This is a genomic window from Mycobacterium sp. NPDC050041, from assembly GCF_049541695.1.
Lineage (GTDB): Bacteria > Actinomycetota > Actinomycetes > Mycobacteriales > Mycobacteriaceae > Mycobacterium.
Window position 1 is genome coordinate 389,040 of the sequence record NZ_JBMVDG010000004.1, and the last position, 17,612, is coordinate 406,651.

Below are 17,612 nucleotides of genomic sequence, written 5' to 3' on the forward strand. Positions count from 1 at the left end.
AGCGCTCTGCCCCGACCCTCCGTCGCCGCGCACACTAGGGTTGGCGGTCGTGGCACTCCCCAATCTGACCCGCGATCAGGCCGCCGAGCGCGCCGCCCTCGTCACGGTGAACTCCTACCGCATCGCCCTCGACCTCACCGACGGTGACGGCAAACCCGGCGAGCGCACCTTCCGCTCGGTGACCACCGTCGAGTTCGACGCGCTGGCCGGCGCCGACACCTACCTCGACCTGGCCGCCGACACGGTCCGCGGCGCCACCCTCAACGGCCGGGACCTCGACGTCTCGGGCTACGACGAGTCCACCGGCATCGCGCTGACGGGGCTGGCCGAGCACAACGTCGTGGTGGTCGACGCCGACTGCCGCTACTCCAACACCGGTGAGGGCCTGCACCGTTTCGTCGATCCGGTGGACGGCGAGGTGTACCTGTACTCGCAGTTCGAGACCGCCGACGCGAAGCGGATGTTCGCGTGCTTCGACCAGCCCGACCTCAAGGCCACCTTCGACGTCACGGTGACCGCACCGGCGCACTGGGAGGTGGTGTCGAACGGCGCCCTGGAGGCCACCCGCGACGACGGCGCGTCGAAGACGCACAGCTACGTGACGACGCCGCGGATGAGCACCTACCTGGTGGCGTTGATCGCCGGGCCGTACGCCCGCTGGGACGACCTCTACCGCGACGAGCACGGCGAGATCCCGCTCGGACTGTTCTGCCGGCGGTCACTCGGCGAGTTCATGGACGCCGAGCGGCTGTTCACCCAGACCAAGCAGGGGTTCGGCTTCTACCACCGCAACTTCGGCGTGCCCTATGCCTTCGGCAAGTACGACCAGCTCTTCGTGCCGGAGTTCAACGCGGGCGCGATGGAGAACGCCGGCGCGGTGACGTTCCTCGAGGACTACGTGTTCCGCAGTAAGGTCACCCGCGCGTCTTACGAACGGCGCTGCGAGACGGTGCTGCACGAGATGGCGCACATGTGGTTCGGCGACCTGGTGACCATGCAGTGGTGGGACGACCTGTGGCTCAACGAGTCCTTCGCGACGTTCGCCTCCGTGCTGTGCCAGGCCGAGGCCACCGAATTCACCGAGGCGTGGACGACGTTCGCCAACGTCGAGAAGTCCTGGGCCTACCGGCAGGACCAGTTGCCCTCGACGCATCCGGTCGCCGCCGACATCCCCGATCTGCACGCGGTCGAGGTCAACTTCGACGGCATCACTTACGCCAAGGGCGCCAGCGTGCTCAAGCAGCTCGTCGCCTACGTCGGGCTGGAATCCTTCCTCGCCGGCCTGCGTGACTACTTCCGCGATCACGCGTTCGGCAACGCCACGTTCGGCGATCTGCTGGGCGCGCTGGAGAAGTCGTCGGGCCGTGACCTGTCCGGCTGGGGCAGGCAGTGGCTCAAGACCACTGGGCTCAACACGCTACGAGCCGACTTCGACCTCGACGCCGACGGACGCTTCACCCGCTTCGCCATCGACCAGAGCGGCGCCGCTCCGGGCGCCGGCGAGACCCGCGTGCACCGGCTCGCGGTCGGTGTGTACGACGATGACGAGGTCACCGGCAAGCTGGTGCGGGTGCACCGCGAGGAACTCGACATCGAGGGTCCGACGACGGACGTACCTGCGCTGCAGGGCGTTTCGCGGGGCAAGCTGATCGTCGTCAACGACGACGACCTGACCTACTGCTCGCTGCGGCTCGACCCGGATTCGTTGCAGACCGTGCTCACCCGCATCGCCGACATCGGCGAACCGCTGCCGCGCACCCTGGCGTGGTCGGCCGCATGGGAGATGACCCGCGAAGCCGAGCTGAAGGCCCGCGACTTCGTCGCCCTGGTGATGAGCGGCCTGCACGCCGAATCCGAGGTGGGCGTGGCCCAGCGTCTGGTGCTGCAGGCGCAGACGGCGCTGAACTCCTACGCCGACCCGGCGTGGGCGAGCGCCGACGGGTGGCCCGCCTTCGGCGACCGGCTGCTGGACCTGGCGCGTGAGTCGGCTCCGGGGTCGGACCACCAGCTGGCGTTCGTGAACGCGCTGTGCGCGTCGGTGCTGTCGCGCAACCACGTCGCCGTGCTGGCCACACTGCTCGACAACGAGCCCGCAGCGGTCAACCTGCCGGGCCTGGTCATCGACACCGATCTGCGTTGGCGGATCGTCACCGCGCTGGCCGCCAGCGGCGATCTGGACGCCGACGGCGTGGAGACCCCGTTCATCGACGCCGAGGCCGAGAACGACCCGACCGCCGCGGGCAGGCGCAACGCCGCCGCGGCAGCTGCGGCCCGTCCGCAGACCGCCGTGAAGGACGCTGCTTGGCAACAGGTGGTCGAGGACGACACGCTGGCCAACATCACCGCCCGCGCCATCATCGGCGGCTTCGTGCGGCCCGGCCAGCGGGAACTGCTGGCGCCGTTCACGCAGCGCTACTTCGACGCGATCTCCGGGGTGTGGGAGCGGCGGTCCAGCGAGGTCGCCCAGACCGTGGTCGTCGGGCTGTATCCGGCGTCGGACATCAGTCAGGAGGCGATCGACGCGGCCGACCGGTTCCTCGCCGGGGACGTGCCGCCCGCGCTGCGCCGGCTGGTGATCGAAGGCCGTGCCGGTGTCGAGCGTGCCCTGCGGGCCAGGCGGTTCGACGTCGGCTGACGCTACATCCGTGAATAGCGGGTGAGCGTCAGGCTGTACAGCCCGTACGCGCCGAAGCCGACGGCCGCGCCGATGAGCAGCATCGTGCCGGCCTGCGTCGCACCCAGCGCCTTGACCGCGGCATCGAGCCCGGCCGCCTTCGAGGGGTCGGCGTCGACGGCGGCGACCACCAGCAGCACCCCCGCGATGGCGAGGACAATTCCCTCGGCGACATAGCCGCACAGGCCGAGGACGACGATCAGCGGGCTGACGGGACCGGTCAGGTCGGCGAGGAAGCGCCGCGATGCGCCCTTGTAGGCGTAGTAGCCGCCGATGACGGCGACGACGATGCCGGTCACGATCAGCGCGGTCTGGCCCGGCACGGTGTGCATCAGGCGGGAACTGATGCCGGTGTTCTGGTCGCGGCTCGACTCGCGGTCGCCTGCGGCGAACCGGACAGCGGTGACCATGACGCCGCAGTAGACGAGCAGCAGCCCGAAAGCTTTCAGCCGGTTCAGCTTTCCCGCGTCGTCACGATCGGGGTCGTGACTCTCGGCGGGGTGCAGGCCGATCAGCGACTCGGCGAGCCGCCACATCATCAGCGGCACCAGCGCCACCACGATGACCCACAGCGCGATCGCACCGCCGCGGGTCTCCGCGACCGTCGCCAGCGCGCCCGAGGGGTCGGCGTCGCCGCGGTGGCCGAGGGCGATCCGCACGATGACGTAGGCGATCAGCAGGTGCAGCAGTCCGCTGACGACATACCCCGACCGGGCCGCGGTCTGCAGCCCGTCATGGCGGGTGGCCCTGTGGACCACCGAACCTCGCCGCATCGATCACCTCTCCGCGGCAGCGCACGCGCCCGCGGGCCAGCGATACCCGTTGCGGCCAGCGCGAAAACAGCCGGTGAGCGTGCGCGTTCTGCTGCTTCTCCACGGCGTGTCCTACTCAGACACGCACGCTCGCGGGAGAGGCGGCGGCAGGTCAGCGGGGCGAGACGCCGGCCGTCAGCACGCGCACCGCGCTGATCAGGCCGTCAATCAGGTTGCCGTCCTTGAACGACGCCGCGGCGGCGGACACTCCGAGCGGCGCGGCGCCCTCGATGCCGCGGCCCTTGACCTTCGAGCCGTACACCACCTCGATGGCGTGCTGATCCGGCGAGACGGCCAGCAGCACGGCGTTGTCGGGCGTCGGCACCTTCGCCAGGAGTTCGCGCGCCGTCGCCGCGGTGTCCGCGCCGAGATCGCCGATGTAGACCGCGAAACGCGCCTTGGCCGCCCGCGAGCCGTACTTCAGGGCGTCGTCGAGCACCACCAGGTCCTTCAACGGGAACGGGTAGTGCACCGACAGCTCACCGGGCTCGGTCACCCCGGACAGGCGTCCGCTCGAGGTCAGCGCCCAGCCGTGGGGAAGGTCGAGTTCACCGCGCGTGACGGGCGCGATCTCACCACTTGCCACTTGCGCCGCCTCCTACCGTCAGGTGATCGCCGTGTCCACCGTGTCCGTGGTCGGCAGGTTCTTCGGCCGCCCACAGGATCGGCGCATGCGTCCACGGCTCGGACATCTTGTATGTCGCCGGGTGAGGACCCTTGCCGCGCCAGATCAGCAGGGCCAGCACGGCGGTCAGTCCCACCGGCACCAGGACGAACAGAGAGTGCATCAGCGGTGTGCTCACGAGCAAACCGTATCCCACACCGGCTTCAGGCCGCGCCCTCACCCAGGTATCGCATCCACGCCGGATCGAGTTCCTTCACCGACGACAGCAGACGCCAGTGCTGACCCTTCGGCGGCAGCGGCGTCGACCTCAGGCTCCAGCCCAGTTCGGTGAGCAGATGGTCGGCCTTGCGGTGATTGCACTCCGAACAGGCCGCCACGCAGTTCTCCCAGGAGTGGTCGCCGCCGCGGCTGCGCGGGATCACGTGGTCGACGGTGTCGGCCTTCGCGCCGCAGTAGGCGCAGCGGAAGCGGTCACGGTGCATCAGCGCCGCCCGGGTCATCGGGATGCGGGCGCGGTACGGCACCCGTACGAAGCTGCGCAACCGGATCACCGAGGGCACCACGATGGTGCGGGTGGCCGAGTGGATCACCGGCCCGGAGGGGTCGTCGTGGACCACGTCGGCCTTGCCGCACATCAGCATGATCACCGCCCGGCGCATGGGCAGGGCGGTCAGCGGCTCGTAGGTCGAGTTCAGCAGCAGTACCCGGCGGCGGCCCCACACCGAGGCTTCGCGGACGACGGGAGCGGAGGTCTCGACACTGTGCAGGGCGCGCGTCGGCGCAGTCGTGGTCGCGGACCCTGTGGGACCCGCCGCGGTTCCGGGACTCCGGTGACCGCGGCTTTTCTTGCGCTGCGCCATTCGTCCTCCGAGGAGATAGTCCACCATGGATCGTCGCCGATCGCACGACAATTCTGCGAGTGTTCGCAGGTCAGTCCGGTGAATTCCGGGTGACATCACCGGCTGACCGGCTCAAACAGGCCAGGGGCCACAATGGACGCGTGACGCAACCACAACGCTCGTTCTACGACGAAGTCGGTGGCCACGAGACCTTCCACGCCCTGGTGCGGCGGTTCTACGAGCTGGTCCGCGACGACGAGATCCTGCGCCCGCTCTACCCCGAGGACGAGCTCGACGCCGCCGAGGTGCGGCTGCGGATGTTCCTCGAGCAGTACTGGGGCGGCCCCCGGACGTACTCCGACCAGCGCGGCCACCCGCGGCTGCGGATGCGGCACGCGCCGTTCCGGATCGGGTTCATCGAACGCGACGCCTGGCTGCGCTGCATGCACACCGCCGTCGCGGAGATCGACTCGAACACCCTCGACGACACCCACCGCGGGGAGCTGCTGGCCTACCTGGAGATGGCGGCGCAGAGCATGGTCAACTCGTCGTTCTGAGCGGCACCGGCGCGACGTCGGCACAATTGATGCAATGACCGAGAGTGCGGCGACCGAGCAACGGCCCTGGTGGTCCCGAGCGGTGTTCTATCAGGTGTATCCGCGGTCGTTCGCCGACAGCGACGGCGACGGCATCGGCGACCTGGACGGGGTCACCGCTCGACTCGACCATCTGCAGCGCCTCGGCGTCGATGCGATCTGGCTGAACCCGGTCACCGTCTCCCCCATGGCCGACCACGGCTACGACGTCGCCGACCCCCGCGACGTCGACCCGCTCTTCGGCGGCATCGACGCACTGGACCGGCTGGTCGAGGCGGCGCACAGCCGCGGCATCAAGGTCACCATGGACCTGGTGCCCAACCACACCAGCTCGGCGCACCCGTGGTTCCAGGCCGCGCTGGCGTCGAGTCCCGGCAGCGAGCAGCGGGCCCGCTACCTGTTCCGCGACGGCAGCGGCCAGGACGGCCTGCACCCGCCCAACAACTGGGTGTCGGTGTTCGGCGGTCCGGCGTGGACCCGGGTGGTCGAGGCCGACGGCAATCCGGGTCAGTGGTATCTGCACTTGTTCGACGCCGAACAGCCCGACCTCAACTGGGACAACCCCGAGGTGTTCGACGACCTGGAGAAGACGCTGCGATTCTGGCTCGAACGCGGTGTCGACGGGTTCCGCATCGACGTCGCACACGGCATGTCCAAACCGGCCGACCTGCCCGACATGACGAGCGCCGAGAACAAGCTGCTCTCCGACACCGAGCGCGATCCGCGCTTCAACCACTCCGGTGTGCACGACATCCACCGCGGCATCCGGGCGGTCCTCGACGAGTACCGGGACGCGGTCGCCGTCGGCGAGGTCTGGGTGTACGACAACGCCGAGTTCGCCGCCTACCTGCGGCCCGACGAGCTGCACCTGGGCTTCAACTTCCGGCTGGTGCGCGCGGAGTTCGACGCCGCCGAGATCCGCGACGCGATCGAGAACTCGCTGGCCGCGGTGGCACTGCAGAACGCGACGCCGACCTGGACGCTGTCCAATCACGACGTCGACCGCGAGGTCACCCGCTACGGCGGCGGCCCGGTCGGGCTGGCGCGGGCGAAGGCCATGGCGCTGGTGATGCTGGCGCTGCCCGGCGCGGTGTTCGTCTACAACGGCGAGGAGCTGGGCCTGCCCAACGTCGAGCTGCCCGACGAGGTGCTGCAGGATCCCGTGTGGCTACGTTCCGGCGGCACCGAACGCGGCCGTGACGGCTGCCGCGTGCCCATGCCGTGGTCGGGTGAGGCGCCGCCGTTCGGGTTCTCCGAGTCGGCCGACACATGGCTGCCCATCCCGCCGGAATGGTCGGAGCTCACGGTGGAGAAGCAGTCCGCCGACGACGAGTCGACGTTGGCGTTCTTCACCGCGGCCCTCCGATTGCGGAACGAGAGGACCGAATTCGACGGCTGGTCGGTCGAGTGGCTGGAGTCGGCGCCCGACACCCTGGCGTTCCGGTTGCCGGGCGGCCTGCGCTGCGTCCTCAACGCCGGCGCGGAGCCGACGGCGTTGCCCGACGGTGAGCTGCTGTTCGCGAGCGCACCGCTCGTGGCCGGTGCGCTGCCGCCCGACGCGGCGGCCTGGCTGGTCTGAGTTCTTCCTGCCGAGCGCTCAGCGCAGGACGAGGGCGGGATCGCCGCGGCGGCGGTAGACCGATCCGTACCGGGCGTCGATGCGCAGCCACGTCGGCAGCGCGCGGACCCGGACGATCTCGTCGGCGGCCACCGCCTCCCCCGACGGTGGCAGGAATCCCATTGCCGTCAGGGCGAACACGCACCGCATCGGGATGCCGACACTGTCGTCGGCCGAACTGACCGCCACCACCTCCTGGTCGAGCAGCGAGGCAGGCGGGCCGTGGGCGCCGCTGTGCTCCTTGGCGAGTTCGGCTCCGCGTGCCGCCAACTCGAGCACCGCGCGGGCGGGGACGTCGTCGAGATGGACGAAGCCGCTGTCGGGCGGCAGCCCGCCCCGCCACGCCGAGTCCATCGGGAACCCGGTGTCGACGAACCCGTCGGCGCCCGCCGCACTCAACCCGTGAGCGAGCGCGTCGGCGCCCGCACTGAGGTCTGCGGGCCGTGTCCGGCCGGCGACCACCCGGCTGGCCAGCACGTCGAAACCGGTTGCCACCCAGGCGACGATGTGATCCTGCGAGCGTTCCCGCAACCGGATGACGGCGGCTTCGTCGAGGCGCAGCGCACGGTCGACGAAGATGGCGAGGTCGTCGCGGTGCCGGGCGTCATGGAGCCAGATGCCGCGTTCCTGCACAGTCATCGCAGATAGCGTTGCAGGTAATCCCTCTGCGCGCCGGTCAGGCGCTCGAGCCGTTGCTCCTGGATGTGCACGGCAGCGAGCTGGGTGTCGGCGATCACCGCCGGCTTGGAGTCGGGCGCGGCGCCGACGGAGCGGACCTCGTAGCCCACGGTGAAGTCCACCGCCCGAACGCGTTTCGACCACATCGTCACCTGCAGCGGCGAGTCGATCAGCCGCAACTGGGCCTTGTAGGCGATGTTCACGTCGGCGATCAGCAGTCCGATCGTCGTGATGTTGTCGCCGAAAGGCTCGCGCAGGAAGGGGATCCGCGCCTCCTCCAGCAGGGTGACCATGGTGGCATGGTTGATGTGCTGGTACATGTCGATGTCCGACCAGCGCACATGCACCGGTGCGGTGAACCCTACGGCCGTCATCCGGCTCCTGTTCCGCTCGTGCGAGTCATGCTGCGGATCTGGCGGGCCGCCACCGACAGCGTGGCCAGATCGCGCTCGTCGTCCTCGTAGATCTCGGTGAGCGTGCGCCGCGCCCGCGCCACCCGCGAACTGTTCGTCGCCTCCCACTCGGCGATCTTCTCCTCGCCGTTCTCCTCGACCTCGCCGACGGCGAGCACGTCGAAGCACAACGCCCGCAGCGAACCGTAGAGGTCGTCCCGGATCGCCAACCGCGCCAACGAATGCCAGCGGTCGCCGCGCGGCAGCTGCGAGACGGCGGTGAGCAGTGCGTCGGTGTTGAGGTGGTCCATCAGGGCGAAATAAGTGTCGGCGACCTCGGCGGGTTCACGGTCGGCGATGTCGGCGATGTCGATGATGTCGAGCAGGCTGAACTGGTACAGCCCGCTGGCCACGATGTAGGCCAGGTCCTCCGAGGCGCCGTTGCGGCAGAAGTCGGCGGCCTCCTTGTCGACGATGGCCTCGTCGTCGCCGCGCAGCCACTCCCGCATGCGCGGCGTGAGCGACTCGACCTTCTTGGCGAACCGGTTGATCTCCGCGCCGACCGCCAGCGGCTGCGGGCGGTAGTTGAGCAGCCACCGGCCTGCGCGGTCGACGAGCCGGCGCAGATCGAGCGTCATCCGGTCGGACACCGAGACCGGCAGGTCGGTGGCGCGGATCTGCCGCCACACCTCGCCGATCCGGAAGATCTGGTTGGTGGCGACGAAACTGCGCACCGCGTCGGTCGGCCCGACCCCGGCGTCCTCGGTGATGCGGTAGGCGTAGGTGATGCCGCTGGTGTCGACGAGATCGTTGACGAGCATCGTGGTGACGATCTCGCGGCGCAGTTCGTGGTTGCGGATGTCGGCGCCGTAGCGCTCCCGCAGCGTCGTCGGGAAGTACGTCGGCAGCCTCGACGCGAAGACCTCCTGGTCGGGCAGGTCGCCGGCCAGCAGGTCGTCCTTGAGCGCCAGCTTGACGTGTGCCATCAGGGTGGCGAGTTCCGGTGAGGTCAGGCCGATCCCGGCCTCCAGCCGCCTGCGGATCTCCTTCTCCGACGGCAGCGCCTCCAGTTCGCGGTTGAGCCCCTTGTCGGCGACGAACTCCTTGATCATCCGGGCGTGCACGGGCAGCAGGCTGGCGGCGTTGGCGCGGCTGGTGCCCATCAGATCGTTCTGGTCCTCGTTGTCCGCCAGCACCAGCCGACCGACCTCGTCGGTCATCGACAGCAGCAGATCGGTGCGGTCGGCGGGGTCGACCTTGCCCGCGGTGACCAGCGAGTCGATCAGGATCTTGATGTTGACCTCGTGGTCCGAGCAGTCGACACCGGCGGAGTTGTCCAGCGCATCGGTGTTGATCCGCCCGCCGGCGAGGTCGTATTCGATGCGTCCCAGCGAGGTCACCCCGAGGTTGCCGCCCTCGCCGATCACCTTGGCGCGCACCTGGTTCCCGTTGACCCGCACCGGGTCGTTGGCCCGGTCGCCGACGTTGGAGTCGGCCTCGGTCTCGGCCTTGACGTAGGTGCCGATGCCGCCGTTGAACAGCAGGTCGACCGGGGCCCTGAGGATCGCCTTGATCAGCTCGGGCGGCGACATCTCCTCGGCGTCACCCTCGATGCCGAGAGCGGCCCGCACCTGCGGGCTGACCGGTATCGACTTCTGCTGTCGCTGATAGACACCGCCGCCCTCGCTCAGCAGTGAGGTGTCGTAGTCCTCCCACGACGAGCGCGGCAGGTCGAACAACCGCTTGCGTTCGTCGAACGACGACGCCGCGTCCGGGTCCGGATCGAGGAACACGTGCCGGTGGTCGAACGCCGCGAGCAGCCGGATGTGCTTCGACAGCAGCATGCCGTTGCCGAACACGTCTCCACTCATGTCGCCGACACCGACGACGGTGAAGTCCTCGCTCTGGGTGTCGACCCCCATCTCGCGGAAGTGCCGTTTGACCGACTCCCACGCGCCCTTGGCGGTGATGCCCATCGCCTTGTGGTCGTAGCCCACCGACCCGCCGGAGGCGAAGGCGTCGCCCAGCCAGAAGTCGTAGGAGCCTGCGACCTCGTTGGCGATGTCGGAGAAGGTGGCGGTGCCCTTGTCGGCGGCCACCACCAGGTAGGCGTCGTCTCCGTCGCGTCGGATGACCTCGGGCGGGGTGACCACCTGGCCGCTGGCCTTGTCGACGTTGTCGGTGACGTCGAGCAGTCCGCTGATGAACAGCCGGTAGCAGGCGATGCCCTCGTTGCGCTGCGCGTCCCGGTCGGCGGCGGCGTCACCGGTCAGGTCCGGCGGCTGCTTGACGACGAAACCGCCCTTGGCGCCGACCGGGACGATGACGGCGTTCTTCACCGCCTGCGCCTTGACCAGGCCGAGGATCTCGGTGCGGAAGTCCTCCCGCCGGTCCGACCAGCGCAGACCGCCGCGCGCGACGTGCCCGAACCGCAGGTGCACGCCCTCCACCCGGGGTGAGTACACAAAGATCTCGAATTTCGGTCTGGGCAGCGGCAATTCGTCGATCAGGCGTGGATTCAGCTTGACCGCCAGCACGTTCTGCGCGCGCGCCGACTCCGCCGCGGTGACGAAGTAGTTGGTGCGCAGCGTCGCTTCGATCATCGACGCGAACGCCCGCAGCACGCGGTCGGTGTCGAGGCTGACCAGCGCGTCGATGTCGGCGGTGACGGCCGCCGCCGCCTTCTGTGCGTCGCGGCGCTTGTTCGAGCCGTCCTGCCCTTCGGCGGGATTGAACAGCGCCTCGAACAACGTGACGAGTGAGCGTGCGGTGCCGGCGTTGTCGTTGATCACCGACTCGATGTGGGACTGGCTGTACGGGAATCCGGCCTGCCGCAGGTATTTCGCGTACGCCCGCAGGATGACCACCTGCTGCCAGGTCAGGGGGGCGCGCAGCACCAGCTCGTTGAAGCGGTCGACCTCCATGCGGCCGTGCCAGATCGCGGTGACGGCGTCGGCGAAACGGGCCTCCATCGCTTCCTGCTCGGCGCCCCCGGGCGCATCGGGGATGCTGCGGTGCGGCGTCACCCGGAACTGGTAGATCCACACGGCGAGGCCGTCGGCACGTTTCACCGTGAACGGCCGCTCCTCGAGCACCACCACGCCCATCGACTGGAGCATCGGCAGCAACTGGCTCAACGACGCCGACCGGCCGCCCAGATACCAGGTGAGCTGTCCCACCCGGTCCTCGCCGCCCTCGGCGAACACCAGCTTGACCGAATCGTCGTCGAGTTCCTCGATGATCGCGATGTCGTCGATCGCGTCCAGCGGGTCGACGGCCTGCTTGTAGTCCTCGGTGAACGCCGCCGCGTAATGCTCGGCGGTGCCCTGATCGATGGACCCGCTGCGTACAGCGCCCGTCAACCGGTCGGCCCAGGTGCGCGCCGCCTCGGTCAGCAGGTCCTGGATCCGGCTCTCGTTCTCGGGCGAGGTGTCGACGCGGGCGGGTTGCGCCGAATGCGGCAGCCGGACGCTGAAGTGCACGACCGCCCACGGTGACTCGCTCACCCTCGCGGTGTAGTCGATGCTCTCACCGCCCAGTTCGCGAACCAGGATGGCCTGCATCTCCAGCCGGACCGCCGTGGTGTAGCGGTCACGTGGCAGGTACACCAGGCACGACACGAAATGGGCGAGGTGGTCGGCCCGCAGGAACAGCAGCGCACGACGGCGCGAACCCAGTTCCACCACCGCCATCGCCATGTCGAGCAGTTCCTGGGCGCTCAGCGTCAGGAGTTCGGGGCGGGGCACGGTCTGGATGACGTCGAGCAGCAGCTGACCCGGATGGCCGGGGTCGCGTTTGGCCAGCGCCAGCGCCTCGTTCACCCGCCGGCACGCCAGCGGGATCTCGGTCACGTTGGCGTTGAGCGCGGCGACGGTGAACAGGCCGACGAATCGATGCTCGACCGTGTGGGTGTCACCGCCGGAGCCGTCCCGTTCGCGCACGACCACGATGTAGGGGTAGGCGCCGTAACGCAGATAACTGGGGATGGTGGCCTGCGCCAACACCAACAGGTCGTCGGCGGCGGCGAGTTGCGGCAGCACGTCGGTCCGCCGCCGCAGCACGCCGAGCCTGCTGTCGGGGTCGACGGACGCCTGGCCGTCGGTCACCGGGCAGCGCTGGCACCCCAGCAGAACGAAGTGCCCGTCGGCCAGCCAGCGCATCAGCGCGGCGACGTCCTTGCGCTCCGCGCCGGGGAACCGGCCGCCGGAGTCGTCCTCCACCTCGTCGGCCAGGCCGTTCAGCGCGGCCACCATCGCGTCCGCGTCGAGAGCGACCTGCCGGGCGTCGGCCAGGATGTCGGGCAGCAGCCGCTGAGCCTCGGCGAGCGCGTCGCGGTCGGTATCCCCGCTGAGCGCGATGTGCACCCACGCCTCGAGGCCTTCGGTGTCCGATGCGTCCTCGCCGGCGTCCTCGTCGGCCGGCGCGATGTCCTCGAGCTGTCCGTCCGCGTCGCGGCGCACCTGGAACACCGGATTCATGATCGCGCGGTAGGCCACGCCGAGGCGGTGCAGCAGCACGGTCACCGAATCCATCAGCAGCGGAGCGTTTTCGGTGACGATCTGCAGAGCCGGGCCGACGCCGGCGTCGTCGGCGACGGGATGGGTGGCCACGAGCGTCTCGCCCGGTGAACGGCGCAGGCCGAGCCGGTAGTGCGAGTCCACCAGTTCCGGGGACACCGCCTGTTCCGCGGAGGCCGGGTCGTCGGCGCCGGGTTCGGACGACTCGTCGTGAATCCCGCGGAAGGCGGCGACGAACGCGCCGGCCAACCGCTTCGCCGTGTCGGGATCGGGTGTCGCCGTTGCGGGCTGCTCGTCCTGCGCGGCGCCACGTCCCGTCATGCGGATCACTCCTGACTCACACGTGCGCGCCGGCACTGGCACGCACGAGCGACCTTAGTCCGCCCCCGGTCGCTGCGCTCCTGCCCCACCGGGAAGTCGCCCCCCCGGGTGCCCGCGGCCCCGCACGGTGCGATCAGTCGCGTGTCAGCCGGCGGTGGGTCACCCGGTGCGGCCGCGCCGCCTCCGCACCCATCCGCTCGATCTTGTTCTCCTCGTAGCCGCCGAAGTTGCCCTCGAACCAGAACCACTTGGCCTCGTTGTCGTCGTCGCCCTCCCACGCCAGGATGTGCGTGCAGGTGCGGTCGAGGAACCAGCGATCGTGAGAGATCACCACGGCGCAGCCCGGGAAGTTCTGCAGCGCGTTCTCCAGCGAGCTCAGGGTCTCGACGTCGAGGTCGTTGGTGGGCTCGTCGAGCAGGATCAGATTGCCGCCGACCTTGAGGGTGAGCGCCAGGTTCAGCCGGTTGCGTTCACCGCCGGACAAGACGCCCGCCGGCTTCTGCTGGTCGGGTCCCTTGAACCCGAACGCCGACACGTAGGCCCGCGACGGCACCTCGTTCTGCCCGACCTCGATGTAGTCGAGGCCGTCGGAGACCACCTCCCAGACGTTCTTCTTGGGATCGATCTGCGATCGGTTCTGGTCGACGTAGCTCAGCTTGACCGTCTCCCCGACCTTCACAATGCCGCTGTCGGGTTGCTCGAGGCCGACGATGGTCTTGAACAGGGTCGTCTTGCCGACGCCGTTGGGCCCGATGACCCCGACGATGCCGTTGCGTGGAAGCGAGAAGGACAGGTCCTTGATCAGCGTGCGACCCTCGAAGCCCTTGTCGAGGTGCTCGACCTCCACGACCACGTTGCCCAGCCGGGGCGGGGTCGGGATCTGGATCTCCTCGAAGTCGAGCTTGCGCGTCTTCTCCGCCTCGGCGGCCATCTCCTCGTAGCGCTGCAGGCGGGCCTTGTTCTTGGCCTGACGGGCCTTGGCACCCGACCGCACCCAGGCGAGCTCCTCCTGCAGCCGCTTGTGCAGCTTGGCGTCCTTGCGCCCCGAAACGGCGATGCGCTCGGCCTTCTTCTCCAGGTAGGTCGAGTAGTTGCCCTCGTACGGGTACGCGTGGCCGCGGTCGAGCTCGAGGATCCACTCGGCGACGTTGTCGAGGAAGTACCGGTCGTGGGTGACCGCGAGGATGGCGCCCTTGTAGTCGGCGAGGTGGTGTTCGAGCCAGAGCACGCTCTCGGCGTCCAGGTGGTTGGTGGGCTCGTCGAGCAGCAGCAGGTCCGGCTTGGACAGCAGCAGCCGGCACAGGGCCACGCGGCGGCGCTCGCCACCGGAGAGGTGCGTGACGGGCTCGTCGGGCGGCGGGCAGCGCAGTGCGTCCATCGCCTGCTCGAGCTGCGAGTCGATGTCCCACGCGTCGGCCGCGTCGAGCTCCTCCTGCAGCGTGCCCATCTCCTCCATGAGCTCGTCGGTGTAGTCGGTGGCCATCAGCTCGGCCACCTCGTTGTACCGGTTGAGCTTGCCCTTGATCGCGACGCCGGCCTCGACGTTCTCGCGGACGGTCTTGTCCTCGTCGAGCTGCGGCTCCTGCATCAGGATGCCGACCGACGCGCCGGGCGCCAGGTAGGCGTCGCCGTTGTTGGCCTGGTCGAGGCCGGCCATGATCCGCAAGACGCTCGACTTGCCGGCCCCGTTCGGGCCGACGACGCCGATCTTGGCTCCCGGGAGGAAGTTCAGGTTGACGTCGTCAAGGATCACCTTGTCGCCGTGCGCCTTGCGGACCTTCCGCATCGTGTAGATGAATTCGGCCATGCCGGGGTTGTGCCTTTCGGTTGGCGGGTGATGCTCGCGGACCATCCTAGGCGTGGCCGGATGGCGCTAGGCGGTCAGTGGCAGCGGGTCGGAGTCGTCTGCCGCGGTGCCGGCCGGGTCGCTGTCGGTGATGTCGCTGTCGGCGGTGTCGTTGTCGGCGATGTCACCGTCAGCGGCGGGCGCCGGCTGGTCGTCGGTCGTGGTGTCGGGGTGCCGTCGGCTCTCGATCCGCGCGATGCACCGGGACAGATCGGGCCCCACCGAGGTGGCGCGCACTTCGGTCGAGGTCCGGCGCACACCTTCTTTGTCCTCGTACTCGCTGGTGTACACCTGTCCAACAACGATGACGGCGTCTCCCTTCCCGAGGGCGGCGCCGACGCCGGTCACCAGCTTGCCCCAGCAGCTGACGCTGACGAACAGCGAGTTGCCCGGCTCCCACTCGCCCCCGGCGGTACGCCTGCGCGAGTTGCTGGCCACCCGGAACCGGATGACCTCCTGCTCACCGGCCCGGTGCCGGACCGGGTTGGTGACGATGTTGCCGACGACGGTGATCGGTGTCTCGAACATTCGATGTGTCCTTTCGCTCCACTGGTGCGGCGGGCACCTGTGCGTCGCCGCTGCAGCCATTGACTGCGACGGCACCGACGGGACGGGCGCTGGTGACGCCGGTGCGCGACGCCCTGTGGATGAAGCCGGGACTGTGGATCGTGTCGGCCGGCGGCCGGTCAGCGGCTCTCGCGGCGGGCCAGTTCGGCCAGCATCGCGTTGTATGCGGCCAGGTCGGCGTCGTCGTCACGGTCCGCTGCGCGGTCGAGCCGCGTAGCGGTGCGCTGGTCGCTGCGCCGCCACTGGATCAGCAGGGCGATCATCACCAGCACCAGCGGTATCTCGCCGGCGGCCCACGCGACGCCGCCGCCGAGCTTCTGGTCACCGAGCAGATCGGTGTGCCAGCTCAGCTGCAGAGACCGGTAGAACGGCTCGGCCAGCACGCTCTGGGTGCCCATCAGCACGACTCCGAAGAACGCGTGCAGCGGCAGCGAGGCGAACACCATGGCCAATTTGCCCAGTTGTGGGAGGGGCCGCGGCGTCGGGTCGACGCCGATCACCACCCAGTAGAAGAGGTAGCCGGTCACCAGGAAGTGCACGTTCATCAGCACGTGGGCGGCGTGGCTGGTGACGGCGGAGTCGAAGATGCCGCCGAAGTAGAGGCCGTAGAAACCGGCGACGAACAGCACCAGCGCCACGATCGGGTTGGTCAGGAAACGCGACACCCGGGAATGCAGGGCGGCCAGCAGCCATTCGCGCGGACCGGGCGTGCCGCGGCCCGCGGTCGGCAGCGCCCGCAGCGCCAGCGTCGTCGGGCCGCCCAGCGCCAACAGGATCGGCACCAGCATCGAGAGCAGCATGTGGGCGACCATGTGCACGCTGAACATCGCGGGCATGTACCGCCCGATGCCCGACGACGTCGTGATCAGCAGCGCGGCGCAACCGCACAGCCACGCCGCGGTGCGGCCCACCGGCCAGGCGTCGCCGCGGCGGCGCAGCCGTCGCACACCGAGCAGGTAGACCGCGGCGAGCACGATCGCGGCGGTGCCGAGGATCAGGTCGAAGCGCCAGTCGAACAGGATGCGGGCCACGGTCGGCGGGCCCGCGAGGTCGTAACCGATCTCCACCTCCACCGGAGTCGGCTGACTGCTCAGCGCCGGCGGCGGGGTGCGCCCCAGCCCGACGGCGATCCCGAATGTCAGGCCGAACACCACCGCCTCGGCTAGCGCGAGCCGCAGCAGCGGGCCGCGGACGGTCGGGTCGGCCTGCAGCGCCGCCACGCCACGCCGTCGCTGCCGCCACCCCAGCACGCCGAGCACCGCCAGGGCGCTGACCTTGGCCAGCACCAGTGCGCCGTACTGACTGCGCAGCAGCTCGTCGAGGGGCACCCGCACGAGCGCGTTGACGATTCCGCTGATCGCCATCGCGACGAAGCACCACAGCGCGAGCGCCGAGAAGCGCCTGGCGGCCAGGTCGGCATGATCGCCGCCGCGCAGGGCGTGTGCCAGCAGTGCGAACAGTCCCCCGGCCCACAGCGCGCCGGCGATCAGGTGGATGAGCAGGCTGTTGGTGGCCAGATCATGCGCGCCGCCCGACGACGAGTGACCGGTCAGCGCCAGCGGCACCAGGCTGATCAGTGCGCCGGCCAGCAGCGCCGGGGTCCACGACCAGCGCAGCACGGGCAGGGCCGCGACGGTGACGGCGGCGGCCAGCAGCGCCGTCCAGCGCCATGCGCCCGCGACGTCGACGAGGTCGGCGGCCGCCCAGATCTCGGCCGGGCCCAGATGGTCGCGCAGCGGCTGCCCCGACACGTCGGAGACCGTGAGCGGCACGAGTAGCGCCGCGCACACCGTCCAGATCGCCGACGCGGCGGTGCCGAGCCGCAGCGCGCGGTAGCCGGCGGCGTCGAGCACACCGGTGGCCTGCGGCGGTGTGAGGAACGCCGCGAAGAGGAAGGCACCGACCGCGACGACCGCCGCGATCTCACCCGCGGCCCGCACGAACGGCAGCCCGTAAGTGGTGACCGGCCCGGGGTCGGGCAGCCCGGTGGCGCTGAGCGCGTCGGCCAGCGACAGCCCGCCGATACCCGCGGCCGTCGCCCCGGCCAGCAGGCCCACCCCGACGAGCACCGGCCACGCCGCGCTGGTGCGCACCCTGGCCGCCACGGTTGTCATGGCGTCCAGCGTA

At 69.8% G+C, this 17,612-nt stretch carries 13 protein-coding genes; 3 read left to right on the forward strand and 10 right to left on the reverse strand.

What is annotated here, in order from left to right:
- The first annotated feature begins 49 nt into the window (after positions 1–49).
- On the forward strand, positions 50–2,635 hold the full coding sequence (gene pepN / locus ACPCHZ_RS16155) for an aminopeptidase N (protein WP_423485648.1): 2,586 nt from the start codon (positions 50–52) through the stop codon (positions 2,633–2,635).
- A gap of 2 nt (positions 2,636–2,637) precedes the next feature.
- Here the strand turns inward: pepN and ACPCHZ_RS16160 are convergent, their stop codons facing one another.
- The 4 genes from ACPCHZ_RS16160 to ACPCHZ_RS16175 form a co-directional block, all read right to left on the reverse strand.
- Positions 2,638–3,447 carry a DUF1206 domain-containing protein gene (locus tag ACPCHZ_RS16160; protein ID WP_423485649.1) on the reverse strand — a complete coding sequence of 270 codons (810 nt, stop codon included), beginning with the start codon at positions 3,445–3,447 and terminating at the stop codon, positions 2,638–2,640.
- 151 nt (positions 3,448–3,598) lie between these two features.
- Positions 3,599–4,072: a DUF5130 domain-containing protein gene (locus ACPCHZ_RS16165; RefSeq protein WP_423485650.1), complete on the reverse strand. Its 474-nt coding sequence runs from the start codon at positions 4,070–4,072 to the stop codon at positions 3,599–3,601.
- A complete protein-coding gene (locus ACPCHZ_RS16170) occupies positions 4,059–4,274 on the reverse strand; it encodes a hypothetical protein (protein ID WP_364984836.1) in 216 nt (71 codons plus the stop codon). Before ACPCHZ_RS16170 ends, ACPCHZ_RS16165 begins: the two co-directional genes overlap by 14 nt.
- Before the next feature lie 40 nt (positions 4,275–4,314).
- Complete coding sequence (locus tag ACPCHZ_RS16175) at positions 4,315–4,971, reverse strand: HNH endonuclease (RefSeq protein WP_423485651.1); 657 nt, start codon at positions 4,969–4,971, stop codon at positions 4,315–4,317.
- 140 nt (positions 4,972–5,111) lie between these two features.
- On the opposite strand from ACPCHZ_RS16175, the gene ACPCHZ_RS16180 reads away from it, so the two are divergent.
- Together ACPCHZ_RS16180 and ACPCHZ_RS16185 are read left to right on the forward strand one after the other, a co-directional pair.
- Complete coding sequence (locus ACPCHZ_RS16180) at positions 5,112–5,507, forward strand: globin (RefSeq protein ID WP_423485652.1); 396 nt, start codon at positions 5,112–5,114, stop codon at positions 5,505–5,507.
- A gap of 34 nt (positions 5,508–5,541) precedes the next feature.
- Positions 5,542–7,125 (forward strand): glycoside hydrolase family 13 protein, encoded by a 1,584-nt coding sequence (locus ACPCHZ_RS16185; protein WP_423485653.1) that lies wholly within the window; start codon positions 5,542–5,544, stop codon positions 7,123–7,125.
- A gap of 18 nt (positions 7,126–7,143) precedes the next feature.
- On the opposite strand, the gene ACPCHZ_RS16190 is transcribed toward ACPCHZ_RS16185, so the two are convergent.
- The 6 genes from ACPCHZ_RS16190 to ACPCHZ_RS16215 form a co-directional block, all read right to left on the reverse strand.
- Positions 7,144–7,803 carry a hypothetical protein gene (locus ACPCHZ_RS16190; RefSeq protein ID WP_423485654.1) on the reverse strand — a complete coding sequence of 220 codons (660 nt, stop codon included), beginning with the start codon at positions 7,801–7,803 and terminating at the stop codon, positions 7,144–7,146.
- Positions 7,800–8,216, reverse strand: a complete 417-nt coding sequence (locus ACPCHZ_RS16195) for an acyl-CoA thioesterase (RefSeq protein WP_364984707.1) — start codon at positions 8,214–8,216, stop codon at positions 7,800–7,802. Before ACPCHZ_RS16195 ends, ACPCHZ_RS16190 begins: the two co-directional genes overlap by 4 nt.
- Positions 8,213–13,072, reverse strand: a complete 4,860-nt coding sequence (locus tag ACPCHZ_RS16200; RefSeq protein WP_423485655.1) for an NAD-glutamate dehydrogenase — start codon at positions 13,070–13,072, stop codon at positions 8,213–8,215. Before ACPCHZ_RS16200 ends, ACPCHZ_RS16195 begins: the two co-directional genes overlap by 4 nt.
- A gap of 133 nt (positions 13,073–13,205) precedes the next feature.
- A complete protein-coding gene (gene ettA, locus ACPCHZ_RS16205) occupies positions 13,206–14,879 on the reverse strand; it encodes an energy-dependent translational throttle protein EttA (protein ID WP_423485656.1) in 1,674 nt (557 codons plus the stop codon).
- Between the two features lie 66 nt (positions 14,880–14,945).
- Positions 14,946–15,446, reverse strand: a complete 501-nt coding sequence (gene ssb / locus ACPCHZ_RS16210; RefSeq protein ID WP_423485657.1) for a single-stranded DNA-binding protein — start codon at positions 15,444–15,446, stop codon at positions 14,946–14,948.
- A gap of 158 nt (positions 15,447–15,604) precedes the next feature.
- Entirely contained in the window at positions 15,605–17,599 is a 1,995-nt protein-coding gene (locus ACPCHZ_RS16215) for a cytochrome c oxidase assembly protein (protein WP_423485658.1), read from the reverse strand.
- Between the last annotated feature and the right edge of the window lie 13 nt (positions 17,600–17,612).